Below are 16,985 nucleotides of genomic sequence, written 5' to 3' on the forward strand. Positions count from 1 at the left end.
AGCGATGTTGTAAATAGAATTAGCTTTGGACTCAATGGAAAAAATAAAGGAGACGGTAAAAGAGATTTTTACCACTTACCTGCAGCAGAAAGGGCATCGCAAGACGCCAGAGAGATACGCTATTTTAGATGAGATTTATTCTCATTCCGGGCACTTTGATATAGAATCCTTGTACGTATTTATGAAGAATAAAAATTACAGGGTTAGTCGTGCAACATTGTACAATACGATAGATTTGTTGTTGGAATGTAAGCTGGTGATCAAACATCAGTTCGGGAATAATATAGCTCAATTCGAACGAGCATACAATAACCGGAAACATGAACATATTGTATGCAAGGTGTGCGGGAAAGTGGAGGAATTCGCTGATTCACGGTTGGAAGAAATCGTCGAACACGTGGAAGAAAAGTATGATTTTACCGTTCATCATCATATGCTTTATATTTATGGTATTTGCAGCAATTGTAAGTTGGCAGGTAAGAAATAAATATTAATTTTGCACGTTTGTTTCATAAAAATATAGTATCAGATGAAAGTAGATGTATTGTTGGGATTACAGTGGGGAGATGAAGGTAAGGGAAAAGTAGTTGACGTGTTAACCCCGAACTATGATGTCGTGGCTCGTTTTCAAGGAGGGCCTAATGCAGGGCACACGCTTGAATTCGAAGGTCAGAAATATGTACTTCGTTCCATTCCATCCGGAATTTTTCAAGGAGATAAAGTCAATATCATCGGTAATGGTGTCGTGATCGATCCTGCTTTGTTTAAAGCGGAAGCAGAAGCATTGGCGGCGTCTGGTCATGATTTGAAAAAAAGACTTCATATATCCAAAAAGGCACATCTGATTCTGCCGACCCATCGATTTCTTGATGCTGCTTACGAGGCTGCCAAGGGTGATGCTAAAGTGGGGACTACCGGAAAAGGGATCGGACCGACATACACGGATAAAATTAGTAGAAACGGTGTTCGTGTAGGTGATATTCTACATGATTTCGATATAAAATATGCGAAGGCGAAGGCTCGTCACGAACAGATATTGAAAAGTTTAAACTTTGCTTACGATTTAGCGGTAGCGGAGAAAGAGTGGTTGGAAGGAATCGAATATCTGAAACAATTCGAGTTGGTGGATAGTGAACATGAGATTAACCGATTGCTGGATGATGAAAAATCCATTTTGGCCGAAGGGGCTCAGGGAACCATGCTGGATATAGATTTTGGTTCTTATCCTTTTGTAACCTCGTCCAACACGGTTTGTGCCGGGGCTTGTACGGGATTGGGTGTTGCTCCTCATCGTATCGGGGAGGTTTATGGCATCTTCAAAGCATATTGTACCCGCGTAGGTAGCGGACCATTCCCAACGGAACTGGAAAACGAAACGGGAGAAAAACTTTGTGAGTTGGGCCATGAGTTTGGAGCCGTAACTGGTCGTAAACGTCGTTGTGGATGGGTAGATTTGGTGGCGTTGAAATATGCTATCATGATTAATGGGGTAACCCAGTTAATCATGATGAAGAGTGACGTGCTGGATACTTTTGACACGATTTCTGCTTGTGTTGCTTACGAGGTGAATGGAGAAGAGGTTGATTATTTCCCGTATGACATTACGGAAGGAGTAAAACCGATCTATACCGAGTTACCGGGGTGGAAATGTGATATGACAAAAATGACTTCAGAGGATGAATTTCCGGAAGAGTTCAATAATTATTTGGCATTCTTGGAAGAGGAGACCGGGGTTCCGATCAAGATTGTATCTGTGGGACCGGATCGAGAACAAACGATTATTCGCTATATGGAGTAAAGAATATTTCGATAAAATAGAAAGACCGTCTTGCTGTTTGGGCAGGACGGTCTTTTTTCTTTATACAAGAGATTGTAGGTAATATACACCGATTCCGGCCAGATAACCGAGGATTGCAATCCAGGTGATGTGTTTCATGTACCACATGAAATTGATGCGTTCCATGCCCATAACGACAACTCCGGCTGCAGAACCAATGATTAGGATGCTGCCACCGATTCCCGAACAATATGCAAGGAGTTCCCAGAATGTTCCATCCGTCGTGAAATTCATGAGGTATGGTGATAAGGCACCGCTTGTGTGAGTCAAGGGATACATCCCCATGGCGGCAGCGACAAGTGGAACATTATCGATCACAGAGGAAAGAAAACCTATGATCATGTTTATTAGGTAAACGTTGTGTATTTTGTCATTTAAGAACGTGGACATTTGGTCAAGTATGCCTGCTATTTGTAAGGCAGCGACAGCCATAAGGATTCCCAAGAAGAATAGGAGGGTGCTGTAATCAACTTTTGTAAGTATGGATGGAATCCGGTGTATCTTTTCCGGGGAAAGGTTTCTTTTTCGATTATAGAGAATTTCCGTGTATGTCCACACGGCTCCTAAAGCTAGCATGATTCCCATGAATGGGGGGAGATTCGTGAATTCTTTAAAAACAGGAACGAATAGGAGGCTGGCAATACCGACGCTTAGGATTGTCATTTGTTCTCTGCGACTGATGGCTAAGGTTGTGTTCGTGTTTGTTGCTTGTTGAGGCTGTGTTTCTCCTTGTAACCGGAAAGTCATGATGACCAATGGAATAATTAATGAAATCAGGCTTGGAAGGAACAGGTGGTGGATAACATTCAGAGAGGTTATGTTGTCATTAATCCAAAGCATAATCGTGGTAACGTCTCCTATCGGGGTCCATGCTCCACCTGCGTTTGCGGCAATAATAACGATACTTCCGAATATCCATCGTTCTTGTTGCTCGTTAACTAGGCGGCGAAGTAACATGATCATGACAATGGCTGTGGTTAAGTTGTCGAGTACAGAAGACATGATAAAAGTAATCAAGGCAATGATCCACAATGATTTTCGTTTATTGCGTGTGGTGATATGGTTCGTGATCAAGGTGAACCCGTTGTGGGTGTCAATCCATTCCACGATTGTCATGGCCCCGAGCAGGTAAAATAAAATCTCGGCGGTATCTCCGAGGTGGTTAATAATTTCATTGTCAGTATGTGGGATGAAAGTCCATAATAGTATTCCTAGAAGGAGTGCTATGGCACTTTTACTGATTCCGGTCTGATGTTCGAGGGCGATCAGAATGTAGCCGCTAATAAACAGAATTACGAGTAACAATGTCATGTCTTGTTGTTGGGTTAATGAAGTTTTTCAATCGTATTGTATCTTTCATACGCAATTTTGCGTAGATTGGTTTATCTTTGTGTGAAGATAAGAATAGAGTAAAGTAGATACGGATATGATGACATGGGATTTTTTCTTTAGGTTGTTAGTGGCCGGAGTTTTAGGGGCCATCATAGGTTTGGATCGTGAATACCGGGCGAAGGAGGCGGGATTTAGGACTCATTTTCTGGTGGCCTTAGGTAGTGCGCTTTTTATGATCGTGTCAAAATACGGTTTTTGGGATATTCTTGGGAATACGGGGATCGGTCTTGACCCGAGTCGTATTGCGGCTCAAGTGGTGAGTGGTATCGGTTTTTTGGGGGCGGGGACTATTATTATCCAGAAGTTATTCGTGAGAGGATTGACCACGGCTGCCGGGATATGGGCTACTTCTGCCATTGGACTTGCAGTTGGAGCCGGACAATATTGGCTGGGAATCAGTGCGATGTTGTTGACTTTGTTGGGGTTGGAAGGTTTAGGATATATTTTCCAAAAGATTAGCCAGAGAAATGTATTGTTAATATTTACGACAACAAGTCAAGAGGTGATCAAGGAGGTTACCGATGAGATAAAGCGTAAAAAGCATACGATCAGTTCTTACTCTACCGAGTCGTCCAAGTTGGGAGATATGACTACTTACCGGGTGACGATGGTTATTCGAACCCATAAGACTGGAGATGAAACTTTGCTATTCCAGTTTATACAGCATTTGCCGGATGTGATGATTGATCGGATGGAATAAAAAAAGCGACCTTAGGTCGCTTTTTATTTAATTTCCATGTTTGGAGTGTAGTTTCAGTCGCATCAGACGAAGATCTTCTTCAGAGTAGTCGCCTTCGAATTCATCATAGGCATCTCCAATATTGTCGCTTTTGGCTTCCATGAAGTAGTCCATGATTTCTTGTTGTTGTTCTTCATCCAGAATTTGGTTGATGTAGTAATCAATGTTAAGTTTGGTCCCGGAGAAAACGATGGCTTCCATTTCTTTGATCAGTTCTTCGAAGGTAAGGCCTTCTGCAGAGGCAATGTCTTCCAAATCAATTTGGCGGTCAATATTTTGAATGATATATACTTTGAATTTCGATTTGTTGGCAACAGTTTTAACCACCAAGTCTTGCGCTCTTTCGATCTCGTTGTCTTCAACGTATTGTTTGATTACCTCTACGAATTCCTGTCCGTATTTTTGAGCTTTCCCTGTGCCTACACCTTGAATGTTGGCCAGTTCTTCCAACGTGATCGGGTAGTTGGTACACATATCCTCTAGGGACGGATCTTGGAAAATCACGTACGGTGGTAGATTGTTCTTCTTGGCAATCTTTTTCCGTAAATCTTTCAGGATGGCAAATAAAGTGTTGTCGAGTGCTGATACTCCCCCTTTTTCCTGAAGTTTCTCTTCTGATTCTTCAAAATTATGATCTTCCATCAGCATAAAGTCTTTAGGTTCTTTTAAAAATTCGTGGCCCTTTTCAGTTAATTTTATGACCCCGTATTGTTCAATATCTTTTTCTATATAATTAGCAATTAAAGCGCGTCTGAATACCATGTTCCAGAACTGTGCGTTCTTTTCAGAACCGACACCAAAAGATTCCAGTTCATCATGATGATACGATTTTATCATGGAATCGGTTTCCCCGAGAAGAATATTTACCATATGGTCCACCTTGAATTTCTCTTTTACTTCAAGGATGGCATTTAAGGCATCGATCAAGTATTCTTTTCCTTCGAATTCTTTCTTCGGGAACAGGCAGTTGTCACAGGCCCCGCAATTTTCTTCATCATAGTTTTCACCGAAGTAGTGTAACAGTACTTTTCTGCGGCAAAGAGAAGTTTCTGCGTAGGAAACGGTTTCCATGAGAAGTTGTTTCCCAATTTCCTGTTCGGCAATCGGTTTACCCTGCATGAACTTTTCCAGTTTTTGGATGTCTTTGTAGCTGTAAAATGTCAAGCAATATCCTTCACCTCCGTCCCGTCCGGCTCTTCCGGTCTCCTGGTAATATCCCTCAAGACTTTTCGGAATATCATAATGGATGACGAATCGTACGTCCGGTTTGTCAATACCCATACCAAAAGCGATTGTTGCCACGATGACATTGACTTCTTCCATTAGGAATTTGTCTTGATTGGCACTACGGGCCGAGGCATCCATCCCGGCGTGGTAGGAAGCAGCCTTGATTCCGTTCACGCAAAGGACTTCCGTGAGTTCTTCCACTTTTTTACGGCTCAGACAGTAGATAATACCTGATTTGCCTTCATTGTTTTTAATGAATTTGATAATATCTTTTGTCGGGTCTACCTTCGGACGAACCTCGTAATAGAGGTTGGAACGGTTAAAGGAAGACTTGAACACTTGGGCATCCAGCATATCCAGGTTTTTCTGAATATCGTGTTGGACTTTCGGGGTAGCGGTTGCTGTTAAAGCGATAATCGGCGCTTTTCCGATTTGCTCCACGATCGGTCTGATCTTGCGATATTCGGTACGGAAATCGTGTCCCCATTCGGATATACAGTGTGCTTCGTCCACCGCAAAGAAGGAAATATGTACTTTCCGTAAGAATTCAATATTACTCTCTTTGGTCAGTGACTCTGGGGCTACATATAATAGTTTTGTTTTACCACTCAACACGTCTTCTTTCACCTTTAGAATATCATTTTTGCTAAGAGACGAATTCATGAAGTGGGCAACTCCCTCCGATGCGCTGAATGAGCGCATAGCATCAACCTGGTTTTTCATTAAAGCAATTAGTGGTGATATCACTATTGCTGTTCCGTCAAGTATCAAGGCTGGTAACTGGTAACACAAAGATTTTCCTCCCCCCGTTGGCATCAGTACAAACGTGTTGTTTCCGGCGAGGACGTTCTTTATTATCTGCTCCTGGTTCCCTTTGAAGTTATCAAAGCCGAAATACTCTTTTAATTTAGCATGTAAATCTATTTGCAATCCCATTGTTTTTTTTATTTTCACACACCCCATTTTTACACGGGTGCGCAAATTTATAACTTAATTTGTTTCTACAAACAAAATCTTCTATAATAAATCTATCATCACTCGTTTTTGAGCTATCATAAAAAATGATACTTTTGTCCCTAGTAAAGTTATAGCAAAAAATGATAAGTGCAATAGTTTTTTTCTTTTTTTGCTTTAAGGACGACTTTTGAATGAATATTTATAATTAGATAATCATGGTAGATATAAAATCGGTTGCGCGCAAAGTGATTCAAGATGAGACAGTAGCTATTCAAAATTTGATAAACTACATCGATGATGATTTTGAGGCGGTCGTTAGATTAATTTATGAAAATAAGGGGCGGGTGATTATCACTGGTATTGGAAAAAGTGCAATTATCGCGACAAAAATCGTGGCAACGATGAATTCCACCGGAACTCCGGCTGTGTTTATGCACGCTGCGGATGCTATTCATGGTGATTTGGGAATGATTCGGGAAGAGGATGTGGTAATTTGTGTTTCTAAGAGTGGAAACACTCCGGAAATAAAAGTTTTGATCCCGTTGATACGGAATAACGGAAATAATAATATCGTGGCAATGGTGTCAAATACGGACTCTTTTCTGGCTAAGAACTCGCTTTATGTGCTGAAAGCGAAAGTGGAAAAAGAGGCTTGTCCTTTAAATTTAGCTCCGACAAATTCAACTACGGCACAGTTAGTGCTGGGAGATGCATTAGCAATGTGTTTGGTAGAGTGTCGCAGTTTCTCAAGTAGGGATTTTGCGAGATTCCATCCGGGCGGAAGTTTAGGAAAGCGTTTGTACACGCGGGTGTCGGATGTTTACGATGGAACGAATCGGCCTTGCATTACGAGAGAAGCGGGAATCCGCCCCGTGATCTTGGCCATGTCGAAAGGACGTTTGGGAGCGGTGGCTATCGTGGATGGGGAAGAACGTTTGGAAGGAATTATCACGGATGGTGACTTGCGGCGGATGATGGAGAAATACGATGATGTGGACGGGTTGACGGCAAAGGATGTCATGTCAAAATCTCCCAAGACAATATCGGAGGACGAACTGGCGTATAATGCCTACCGGATGATGGAACAGAATAGTATCACTCAACTGGTTGTTGTTGATAAAGATCGTCATTACAAAGGAATGGTTCACATACACGACATATTGCGTGAAGGAGTGGTTTAATGTATGATTTGTGATTGATGATTTATAATGAGGTATTATCTTCATCTTGAATGGTTGTTCCTGATCTGAAATCGTGAATCTGAAATCGTAAATTTTTTTGTAATGAAATATTTGAAGTTGTGTTTTGTCTTGTTGTTATTGGCGTGGGTGTCTGTTGCAGAGGCGCAGACAACGAAGGTTCGAGGAAAAGTAGTGGATGCAGAAACGGGGGAGCCGATGCCATTGGTGAGTATCGTGTTTGTGGGTACCACGATTGGGGTCACGACTGATTTCGATGGGAATTATGATATTGAGACACGGGAGGAGGTCAGCGAAATTATGGCATCTTTTGTCTCTTATGAACGCCAGACCGTGGCTGTCAAGAAAGGAGCTTTCAACACGATTGATTTTAAACTGGTACCGATCGTGACTCATTTGGACGAGGTGAAGGTAAAACCCGGAGAGAATCCGGCTCACGCGATCTTGCGGAATATTTCAAAGAATAAGAAAAAAAATAACCCGGCCGAGAAGGAATCGTACAGTTATACCACTTATACGAAGATGGAACTGGATATTGCGAACATGAAACCGGAGTTTAAAAATAAGAAGTTACAGAAAAATTTCGGATTTATTTTCCAGTATATGGACACTTCGGCCATCACGGGAAAGGCCTATTTACCCGTGATGATTTCCGAGGCTTCGGCGGATTATTACTATCGTCGTTCTCCTAAATTATCAAGAGAGATCGTGAAAGCGAGCCGGATTTCGGGTATCGAGGAGGATTACAGTCTGGCCCAGTTCACGGGGCATCTACATGTGAATGTCAACTTGTATGATAATTACATTAATATATTCGAGGTGAATTTCGCCAGCCCGTTGAGCGAACACGGGTTGATGTATTACAAGTATTTTCTGGTGGATAGTGTTCAGAAGGAGGGGCGAAAGATATACAAGATCCGTTTTCACCCTAAAGGAAAGTCAACCCCGGTATTTGACGGGGAGGTAAATATTGACTCGACGACATGGGCGTTGGAATCTGCCCGGTTGAGAATGGCGAAAGGGTTGAATGTGAATTGGATTCGGGATTTGGCTATCGAGAACACGAACGAGTTGATAAACGATTCCACCTGGTTTTTAAAACAGGACAAGATATTGGCCGATTTTACCGTGCAGATGAAGGATTCGTCCAAGTTAATCTCGTTTATGGGACATCGTCAGATAGACTACTCTAATGTGCGGATAAATGAGGATATTCCTACCGAGATACAGAAGTTGGATAATGATGTGATTATTAATAAGGATGTACTTCAAAGTGATGAAAATTACTGGCAATCGGTGCGTCCTTACGAGTTAAGTGAAAAAGAGCAGAATATATATAATATGGTGGACTCGATTAAGAATGTCCCGCTATATAAAAATATATACGATATTATCCAAACAGCTCTGTTGGGATATTATAACACGAAATATATTGGTTTCGGACCTTATTATAAGTTGGTCAGTTTTAACAAGCTGGAGGGGTGTCGTTTTCAACTGGGGGTGAAGACCACGAGTGATTTCAGTAAACACGTGCGACTTTCCGGGTATGGGGCGTACAGTACGAAAGACGGGGAGTTTAAAGGAGGCGGGACTGTCGAGTATATCTTTAATAATCAACCGACTTCTAAGTTGACTTTTAGCGGGAAACATGACGTGTTGCAGTTAGGGGCGAGCGAAAATGCCTTTACCACGGGTAATATATTAAGTTCCATCTTTTCTAGGGGAAATAATGAAAAGTTGACGTTGATTAATTCATTTGACGTGCATTACGAGAAAGAGTGGTGGCAGGGATTTTCGAATTCTTTTGCCTTGGAATACCGCCAGATGTTCCCCACTAAATACGTTGATTTTGTCCGCCCGAACGGGGAGGTCGTGGATCAGATTCATACCACTCAGTTCCGTTTAGGAACGCGTTTGTCCAGAAATGAGATTGTCGTGCGGCAGACCTTTGATAAAGTTTCCATGGGGTCGGATTTCCCGATCGTAGGAATTGATTTGGTAGCAGGGTTGAAAGATATATTGAACGGGGATTACGAGTATTACCGTCTGGAATTGTCCGTGAAACATGATTTTAATATTGCCCCGTTAGGGTACAGTGATATTATGTTATCCGGGGGAAAGATATTTAACAAGGTTCCTTATCCGTTGTTGAAGTTACACGAGGGGAATGCCACCTATTTTTATGATCCTTACGCTTTCTCTTGTATGAATTTCTACGAGTTCGCATCCGATCTATGGGGAGCCGTGTTCTGGGAGCATCATTTTAAAGGATTTTTCTTGAGCAAGATTCCGTTGATGAAACGGCTGAAATGGCGAGAGGTGGCAACCGTGAAGGCTTTGTGGGGTACGTTGTCGGATAAGAATAACGGTAGTCTGCCTAACACGGATGCTATTTTCCGGTTCCCGGAGGGGATGTCTTCCGTGTCGAAACCTTATATAGAAGCTGGAGTCGGTATTGAGAATATTTTTCGTTTTATCCGGGTGGATGCTATCTGGCGGTTAACGCATCGCGGGGATCGTTCGGGGCAGGATGTGGATAATTTCGCTATCAATTTCTCGTTACATCTAAATTTCTGATATTTTTCAATTTTCAATTTTCAATTTTCAATTGTAAAAGACTATCTTAGCGCGGTAAAATAGTAAGATATGAAATTAAGAGCTGAGGACTTAGTAAAAAAATACAAGAGCCGTACGGTGGTAAAAGGAGTTTCCGTGAACGTGGAACAAGGGGAGATCGTCGGGTTATTGGGACCGAACGGGGCAGGAAAGACCACGTCATTTTATATGATAGTGGGATTGATTAAACCGAATGGGGGACGTATTTTCTTGGATGACACGGAGATCACGACGGAACCCGTGTATCGTCGAGCCCAGCTTGGAGTGGGGTATCTTGCCCAGGAAGCTTCCGTGTTCCGGCAGTTGAGTGTGGAGGATAATATTAAGGCCGTTTTGGAGATGAGTAATTTACCGAAGGATTACCAGCGTCACCGCTTGGAGGAGATGTTGGATGAGTTCGGTTTACAGCATATTCGCAAGAGCAAGGGAATTCAATTATCGGGAGGTGAGCGTCGGCGTACGGAGATTGCGCGGGCTTTGTCGATTGCCCCGAAGTTTATCCTGTTGGACGAACCTTTTGCCGGTGTGGACCCGATTGCCGTGGAGGATATCCAGAGTATCGTGATCAAGTTGAAGGAGAAAAATATCGGGATTTTGATCACGGATCACAACGTGCAGGAGACATTATGTATCACCGATCGGGCTTATTTGTTGTATGACGGGCGGATTTTACAATCCGGCTCTGCGGAGGATTTGGCTAATGATCCGGAAGTTAGAAGGGTTTATCTGGGAAAAAACTTTGAATTACGCAGGAAAAAATAAAAAAACGGTCAAATCGTTTTGCTTTTCACGAAAAAGCAATATATTTGCACCGTCAAAATAGCAAGCGGGCGTGGCGAAACTGGTAGACGCACTAGACTTAGGATCTAGTGCCGCAAGGCGTGGGGGTTCGAGTCCCTTCGCCCGCACTTGAAGAGATGGCCGCCTTACAATGAGGTGGCCTTTTTGTTTGTTTTATCAATTATTGTATTATCATAGAGAAGTATGAATGTAACAAAGAACCAAATCGACGATCTTAATGCAACCATTAAGATTCAATTGGATAAGGATGATTACGCAACTCGCGTGAGCGACGCGTTGAAAGATTACCAGAAGAGAGCGGTGATTGATGGTTTCCGGAAAGGAAAGACCCCTTTCGGGATTATCAAGAAAATGTACGGTAAAGCCGTTTTGATTGAGGAGATCAACAAGTTGATCGGAGAGAGTTTGTCTAATTATATCCAAGAGAACGATTTGAATATCTTGGGTGAACCACTTCCGAGTGAGACGGAACAGAAAGAGTTGAATCTGGACGAGGAAAGTTTCGAGTTCGTTTATGATATTGCTTTGTCTCCCGCGATGAACGTGAAGTTAAGCAAAAGAGAGAAAGTTCCTTATTACATCATCAAGGTGGATGATGAAATGATAGACAAACAGATTGAAAGCATCTGCAAGAGTAATGGCGAATTGACCCCGGTTGACACGATTGAGGGATCAGAATACGTGAAGGGTGAGTTGATCGAGTTGGGAGAAGATGGAAAACCGAAAGAAGGTGGAATTCATGTTGAGGATGCCTCTTTATCTGTTGAACACATGAAGGATGAAGAGCAGGTGAAAATCTTTACCGGTAAGCAGGCTGGAAACGAGGTGATTTTCAATCCGTCAAAAGCTTATCCGAATAAAACGGATTATGCCGCTTTGTTACAAGTAAGCAAGGAAGAAGCCGAGCATATTACTTCTGATTTCTGTTTTATCATCAGCGAGATCAAACGTTACGTTGAGGCAGAAGTAAATCAGGCTTTATTTGATAAAGTTTACGGGGAAGGTAATGTGAAGAGCGTTGAGGGGTTCCGTGCCCGCGTGAAAGAAGACTTGGCTAAACAGTTCAAAGCTCATAGCGAGTACCGTTTGACGGTAGACGCTCGTGACAAGATGTTGAAGAAAAACGAGGATGTGGTTCTTCCGGAGACATTCTTGAAACGCTGGATGTTGGCTACCAATAAAGAATTGACCCAAGAGGCTGTCGATAAAGATTTCGATTCTTACCGGGATGAATTCAAATGGCAGTTGATCAAGGGGGATATGATCAAGGAAAATAGCATAAAAGTTGAAGACGAAGACATGAAGGCTGTTGGGCGTGAAGTTGCCGCTGCTCAATTACAACAATACGGATTGTACGGTTTATCTGACGAGCAATTGGATGGTTTTGCCGTTCGTTTGCTTGAGAATGAGAAACAACGTGCCAGTCTTTACGACCGTGCATTGGAAAATAAGATTTTCAGTGTTATTAAGGAGGGCGTGAAACTGGAAGAACAAGAAATATCCATGGACGATTTCGGCAAATTGTTCGAAAAGTAATTAAGACCATATAATGGTGACCCCGTCTCGTTGAGGCGGGGTTATTTTTTTACCTGAAAGTTTGTCGGAAATGTTCCTGTGATGCTCCGTACTTTCGCTATAGTCTCACTATAGTTTCGGTAAGAGGTTAACGATAGGTCAACGAAAGGTTAACGAAAGGTTATCGATGTTTACAGTTGATTCTTTGTCGTGTTTTTACTGATGTTTGATTGATATATTAACGAGACACCGGTGCAACTTACCAGTAATATATATGCGAGTTACTTGAAATATGGGAAAGCGGAAAATCGGTTGGGAAATAAGAAATGGACATAAAAAAAGCTATCCTTCATAGGATAGCTTTATATCAGTAATTCAGAATTCTTATTTCATGTTCAATTTGGCACGAGTGATGTACTTTTCGATGTCACGGGCTTCGTATGAAGCGGGGAATTCTTTTTCCAATCTTTCGTACATGTTCAACGCACTTTTGTAGTCGTTTGCTTTTTCGAAAGCAAGTCCGGCTTTCATCATGATCACCGGGGTTGTAGCCATATTGGTCGTTCCGGTAGTTGCTTTTTGATAATAGCTGGAAGCTTTTTTGAAATCGCCTAACTGCATATAAGCGTCACCCAAATTTGCCGTTACCATACTGGAGAAAATTACATCATCAGAAGAAAATTTTTCCAAGTGTTTGATGGCATTTTGGTTGTCTCCCAAGTGTAAATAGCAGATTCCCGCGTAATAGTTAGCTAAGTTTCCGCTGGGAGTAGAGCTGTATTTGTCAATGATCTCCAAAAAACCGGGAGCGTTTCCATCACCGTTAAGAGCCATATTGAAGGAATCTTTTTCAAAAAGATTCTCGGCAACAAACATTTGTTTCAGCGCTTCTTGTTCCATCGGGGCTTTGTAGAATCTGTAATATCCCAAGATTGCACCTACCACGATGATAATAACGAGTACACCTCTTACCAATAATTTTTGATTTTTCTCGATAAATTGTTCGGTCGAAATCGTGGCTTCTTCAATTTGTTCAAAGCCATCCGCACGTTTCTGTTTCTCTTTTGACATGTTTATATGTTTTTTGTTATTTACTTTTCTTATTCCTAGACGTATCGCTTGTCAACGTGCAAAATTAATTTTTTTTTTGATACCAAAAGGGGCTCCACGAAATTTTATGCAAAAAATTATCTGTCTGGCGGATTATATCCTTCTTTTCCTTACTTTTGGTCATCTGTTTCACGTCTGCGTTGGAACTTGTTGCTTGTAACCACTAACAGTTGAAGTGAATGATTTTAAAGAACTTGAATATTGTCAACTATAAGAATATCGCCGAGGCGAGTGTCACGTGTAGTCCCCGGTTTAATTGTTTTATCGGGAATAACGGTGTGGGGAAGACCAATATTCTGGATGCCGTGTACCAGTTGTCGATGTGTAAAAGCTATTTTAACTTGCCCGATGCGCAGAATATACGTCACGGGGAGGCTTTTTTCGTGATTGAAGGGCAATATGATTACGGGGAGGAGGAGATTGACGTGTACTGCGGGGTGAAACGGGGGCAGAAGAAGATTTTTAAAAAGAATAAAAAGGCTTATACCCGGCTTTCTGATCATATCGGGTTGTTACCATTAGTTATTATTTCACCCGCGGACGTGGTGTTGATTGATGGTGCCAGTGAGGAGAGAAGGCGTTTTATTGACGGGGTGATCAGCCAGTGTGATAAGGAGTACCTGCAATTGTTGATCCGCTATAACCGGGTGTTGATGCAGCGAAACAGTTTTTTGAAGGAATACGCAGGTCGATCCATTGATGCGGATATGTTGTCCGTGTGGGACGAACAACTTGCGGACAGCGGGCGTGTCATTCTTGAACGGCGTAGGGCTTTTGTGTCCGAGTTGGAGGGGATGTTTCAGGTGTATTACGACCGGGTTTCGTTGGGAAGGGAAAAGGTTATGTTGGAATATTCGACGACTATAAAGAATGATGATTTCCCGACTTCATTGCGTGGTAGTTTCGAGCGGGACCGGATATTGACTTATACGACAGTGGGTGTGCATCGGGATGATTTAAACTTGAGCCTAGAAGGGTATCCCGTGAAAAAGTTGGGTTCCCAAGGGCAGAAGAAGAGTTTCCTGACAGCGTTGAAGTTGGCACAGTTTGCTTACTTGGTGAAACAGAAGGGGGTGAAGCCATTGTTACTGTTGGATGATATTTTTGATAAGCTGGATGCTGACCGGGTAAGCCAAATCATTCAAATTGTTTCAAGCACGGACTTTGGTCAGGTTTTTGTTACAGATACCAATCGTGAACATATTGACGAAATTTTGCAACAACATGTCATGGAATACAAGATATTTCATGTCGAAGGAGGAGAAGTGATGAATTTGTAATTTATTATGATTCCATGATTAAAGCGTGCTAGTAGGTGAGAAAGAATCACTTAATCGTAAATCATAAATCACTAAATTTAGTGGGATCTAAAATTTAAAATCTAAAATAGTTGGGGTTGTTCAGAAAATCGTATTTTTGTAGAACGAATTTAATTGTAAAATCATAATAAATAGGAATATTTTGAAGCAGGGTAAGACATTGACAATGGATGAACTGGTAAATCTTTACTTGGAGCAGATGGGGTTATCCCGTCAGTTCAAAGAGAGGGAGGTGTGTCAGGTTTGGCCGGATGTCGTGGGGGGAATGATTGCTTCCCGGACGAAAAGTTTACGGATTTCAGAGGGGAAAGTGTTCGTGAGTTTCACTTCTTCTGTGGTAAAGAACGAGATTCTGATGGTGAAAGAGGGACTAATAAAAGCCTTGAATGACCGGGTCGGGGATCATGTTGTGAAAGATATTGTGGTGTTCTAGGGATGGAACATTTAATAAGGATATAGATGAAATTAATTGATACGAATGATTTTTTGCTTGGCTCTCATGGGTTGAACCGGTTTCGGGAAAGTCTGGTATCCAAGTTGGTGATGTATATTTTGCGGTTGCATAAACTGGATAAGTTGAACGTGAAGGTGAATGATGACGATCCGGAAGTTCTTTTGGATAGTTTGATCGAGGCTCTGGGGGTGACGATCGACGTGAGCAAGGAAGATTTGGAGAAGATTCCCAAAGAGGGTACTTTTATCACGGTTTCCAATCACCCGTTCGGGGGATTGGATGGTATCGTGCTGGTGCGTTTGCTGTGTAAGTTGCGTCCGGATTACAAGATCATGTCTAATTTCCTTTTGAAAAAAATAGTTCCGTTACAGGATTATATCTTGGGGTTGGACCCGGAGGAGAGCAAGAAGGATTCGAATATGCGAGTGATTAAAGAGGCAATACGTCATGTCATTGACGGAAAACCTTTGGGGATATTCCCTGCCGGGGAGGTTTCTTCTTATCAGGCTGATTCGAATCACGTGGAAGATAAGGAGTGGGATTCTTCGGTGTTGAAGCTGGTGAAGATGGCGAAAGTGCCGGTCATCCCGATTTATTTTAAAGGGTCTAACAGTTTGTTGTTTTATTTGCTGGGAATGATTCACCCGGTATTGAAAACGATTAAATTGCCTTCCGAGTTATTGAATAAGAAAAACCGGGTGGTGAAGTTAAGAATTGGGAATCCGATCAGCGTGGAAACTCAGAATACTTTCCACGATATAGCCCAGTATGGCAAATTTTTGCGGGCGAAAACCTATTTGTTGGGATCTGCGTTAGAAGTAAAGAAGTTTTTTATTAAATCACAAAAAGCAATGCCTAAAGCAGAACCGGTTGCAGCAGAGACAGAGAGTGCGGTATTGAAGAAAGAAATCGAGGGTATCGCTGAAGATTACTTGTTGTTTAACATGAAAAATTACGATATATATTGTTCTCCTTCCGTGAAGATTCCGAACGTGTTGAACGAGATCGGGCGTTTGCGGGAAGTTACTTTCCGTGCGGTGGGTGAAGGTACGAATCGTAGTATTGACCTGGATGAATATGATCTTTATTACTATCACCTGTTTATTTGGGACCGGGAAGAGGAAAAAATTGTCGGGGCTTATCGCGTGGGGAAAGGAAAGGAGATTATTGACCGTTACGGGATGAAGGGATTTTATATCAATTCGTTGTTTAAGATGCGGAAAGAGATGTTACCCGTGTTGTACGAGTCGATCGAGCTGGGACGTTCTTTTATTACGGAGGAGTACCAGCGTAAACCGCTTCCCTTGTTCATGTTGTGGAAAGGTATTCTTTATTTCTTATTGAAGAATCCGGAGTATCGTTATCTGATCGGCCCGGTGACCATCAGCGGAAAGTATACGGAAGTATCGAAAGAGCTGATTATGCGTTTTATTCAGGAAAATCATTATAGTCATGAACTGGCGAAATACGTGATCCCTCGTTCCAAGTATCAAGTACATTCGGAAGAACCCGGGGTACAGGTAATGTTGGATGCTGCCCAAAAGGATATATCCGTGCTGGACAAGATGATCGGGGATATCGAGCCATCGAGCGATAAGTTACCGGTCTTACTGAAGAAATATATTTCGTTGAATGCCAAGATTATCGGTTTTAATATCGATCCTAAGTTTAATATGTGCTTGGATGGTTTACTTATTTTAGATATTTTTGACGTGCCGATGAAGACGATCGAGTCGTTGTCAAAAGAGATAAATGATGACACGATATTGAGTCGATTTTCCTCGGATAGTGTGGAACTGTAAATTTCCGATAGAATAGC

General features: G+C 42.1%; 13 protein-coding genes and 1 tRNA gene. 11 read left to right on the forward strand and 3 right to left on the reverse strand.

The genetic code is table 11. The features are described from left to right. The first annotated feature begins 34 nt into the window (after positions 1–34). Entirely contained in the window at positions 35–487 is a 453-nt protein-coding gene (locus R8806_RS19890; RefSeq protein WP_087421717.1) for a Fur family transcriptional regulator, read from the forward strand. 42 nt (positions 488–529) lie between these two features. After that, a complete protein-coding gene (locus tag R8806_RS19895) occupies positions 530–1,798 on the forward strand; it encodes an adenylosuccinate synthase (protein ID WP_124316586.1) in 1,269 nt (422 codons plus the stop codon). A gap of 60 nt (positions 1,799–1,858) precedes the next feature. On the opposite strand, the gene nhaD is transcribed toward R8806_RS19895, so the two are convergent. After that, entirely contained in the window at positions 1,859–3,148 is a 1,290-nt protein-coding gene (nhaD, locus tag R8806_RS19900; RefSeq protein ID WP_124316587.1) for a sodium:proton antiporter NhaD, read from the reverse strand. A gap of 118 nt (positions 3,149–3,266) precedes the next feature. Here nhaD and R8806_RS19905 point away from each other — a divergent pair, with 118 nt between their 5' ends. Further along, positions 3,267–3,929 carry an MgtC/SapB family protein gene (locus R8806_RS19905; protein WP_164719616.1) on the forward strand — a complete coding sequence of 221 codons (663 nt, stop codon included), beginning with the start codon at positions 3,267–3,269 and terminating at the stop codon, positions 3,927–3,929. A 27-nt stretch (positions 3,930–3,956) separates the two neighbouring features. Here R8806_RS19905 and recQ read toward each other — a convergent pair whose 3' ends face one another. Next, on the reverse strand, positions 3,957–6,131 hold the full coding sequence (gene recQ, locus R8806_RS19910) for a DNA helicase RecQ (RefSeq protein WP_124316591.1): 2,175 nt from the start codon (positions 6,129–6,131) through the stop codon (positions 3,957–3,959). A 236-nt stretch (positions 6,132–6,367) separates the two neighbouring features. On the opposite strand from recQ, the gene R8806_RS19915 reads away from it, so the two are divergent. The 5 genes from R8806_RS19915 to tig all read left to right on the forward strand — a co-directional run bounded on the left by R8806_RS19915 (position 6,368) and on the right by tig (position 12,304). Then, positions 6,368–7,333, forward strand: a complete 966-nt coding sequence (locus R8806_RS19915; RefSeq protein WP_087421721.1) for a KpsF/GutQ family sugar-phosphate isomerase — start codon at positions 6,368–6,370, stop codon at positions 7,331–7,333. 102 nt (positions 7,334–7,435) lie between these two features. Next, positions 7,436–9,928, forward strand: a complete 2,493-nt coding sequence (locus R8806_RS19920) for a DUF5686 and carboxypeptidase-like regulatory domain-containing protein (RefSeq protein WP_124316589.1) — start codon at positions 7,436–7,438, stop codon at positions 9,926–9,928. A 69-nt stretch (positions 9,929–9,997) separates the two neighbouring features. Beyond that, positions 9,998–10,729 (forward strand): LPS export ABC transporter ATP-binding protein, encoded by a 732-nt coding sequence (gene lptB, locus R8806_RS19925; protein ID WP_087421723.1) that lies wholly within the window; start codon positions 9,998–10,000, stop codon positions 10,727–10,729. A 64-nt stretch (positions 10,730–10,793) separates the two neighbouring features. Further along, a tRNA-Leu gene (locus R8806_RS19930) sits at positions 10,794–10,875 on the forward strand. Positions 10,876–10,951: 76 nt separating this feature from the next. Then, the gene (gene tig, locus R8806_RS19935) at positions 10,952–12,304 is read left to right on the forward strand and encodes a trigger factor (protein WP_124316590.1); all 1,353 of its coding nucleotides are present in this window, start codon (positions 10,952–10,954) and stop codon (positions 12,302–12,304) included. A 363-nt stretch (positions 12,305–12,667) separates the two neighbouring features. On the opposite strand, the gene R8806_RS19940 is transcribed toward tig, so the two are convergent. Further along, the gene (locus tag R8806_RS19940) at positions 12,668–13,354 is read right to left on the reverse strand and encodes a tetratricopeptide repeat protein (protein ID WP_087421725.1); all 687 of its coding nucleotides are present in this window, start codon (positions 13,352–13,354) and stop codon (positions 12,668–12,670) included. A 218-nt stretch (positions 13,355–13,572) separates the two neighbouring features. Here R8806_RS19940 and recF point away from each other — a divergent pair, with 218 nt between their 5' ends. The 3 genes from recF (at position 13,573) to R8806_RS19955 (ending at position 16,968) form a co-directional block, all read left to right on the forward strand. Further along, positions 13,573–14,673, forward strand: coding sequence for a DNA replication/repair protein RecF (gene recF / locus R8806_RS19945; protein WP_124316812.1), 1,101 nt, complete (start codon positions 13,573–13,575; stop codon positions 14,671–14,673). A gap of 181 nt (positions 14,674–14,854) precedes the next feature. After that, entirely contained in the window at positions 14,855–15,145 is a 291-nt protein-coding gene (locus R8806_RS19950; RefSeq protein ID WP_229128248.1) for a DUF721 domain-containing protein, read from the forward strand. 26 nt (positions 15,146–15,171) lie between these two features. Further along, complete coding sequence (locus tag R8806_RS19955) at positions 15,172–16,968, forward strand: lysophospholipid acyltransferase family protein (RefSeq protein ID WP_124316813.1); 1,797 nt, start codon at positions 15,172–15,174, stop codon at positions 16,966–16,968. Positions 16,969–16,985 lie beyond the last annotated feature (17 nt).

This window comes from Butyricimonas faecihominis, from assembly GCF_033096445.1.
GTDB lineage: Bacteria > Bacteroidota > Bacteroidia > Bacteroidales > Marinifilaceae > Butyricimonas > Butyricimonas faecihominis.

Coding starts and splice junctions, on each gene's coding strand:
- R8806_RS19890 (WP_087421717.1), top strand. CDS start 35: ATGGAAAAAATAAAGGAGACGGTAAAAGAGATTTTTACCACTTACCTG.
- R8806_RS19895 (WP_124316586.1), top strand. CDS start 530: ATGAAAGTAGATGTATTGTTGGGATTACAGTGGGGAGATGAAGGTAAG.
- nhaD (WP_124316587.1), bottom strand. CDS start 3,148: ATGACATTGTTACTCGTAATTCTGTTTATTAGCGGCTACATTCTGATC.
- R8806_RS19905 (WP_164719616.1), top strand. CDS start 3,267: ATGACATGGGATTTTTTCTTTAGGTTGTTAGTGGCCGGAGTTTTAGGG.
- recQ (WP_124316591.1), bottom strand. CDS start 6,131: ATGGGATTGCAAATAGATTTACATGCTAAATTAAAAGAGTATTTCGGC.
- R8806_RS19915 (WP_087421721.1), top strand. CDS start 6,368: ATGGTAGATATAAAATCGGTTGCGCGCAAAGTGATTCAAGATGAGACA.
- R8806_RS19920 (WP_124316589.1), top strand. CDS start 7,436: ATGAAATATTTGAAGTTGTGTTTTGTCTTGTTGTTATTGGCGTGGGTG.
- lptB (WP_087421723.1), top strand. CDS start 9,998: ATGAAATTAAGAGCTGAGGACTTAGTAAAAAAATACAAGAGCCGTACG.
- tig (WP_124316590.1), top strand. CDS start 10,952: ATGAATGTAACAAAGAACCAAATCGACGATCTTAATGCAACCATTAAG.
- R8806_RS19940 (WP_087421725.1), bottom strand. CDS start 13,354: ATGTCAAAAGAGAAACAGAAACGTGCGGATGGCTTTGAACAAATTGAA.
- recF (WP_124316812.1), top strand. CDS start 13,573: ATGATTTTAAAGAACTTGAATATTGTCAACTATAAGAATATCGCCGAG.
- R8806_RS19955 (WP_124316813.1), top strand. CDS start 15,172: ATGAAATTAATTGATACGAATGATTTTTTGCTTGGCTCTCATGGGTTG.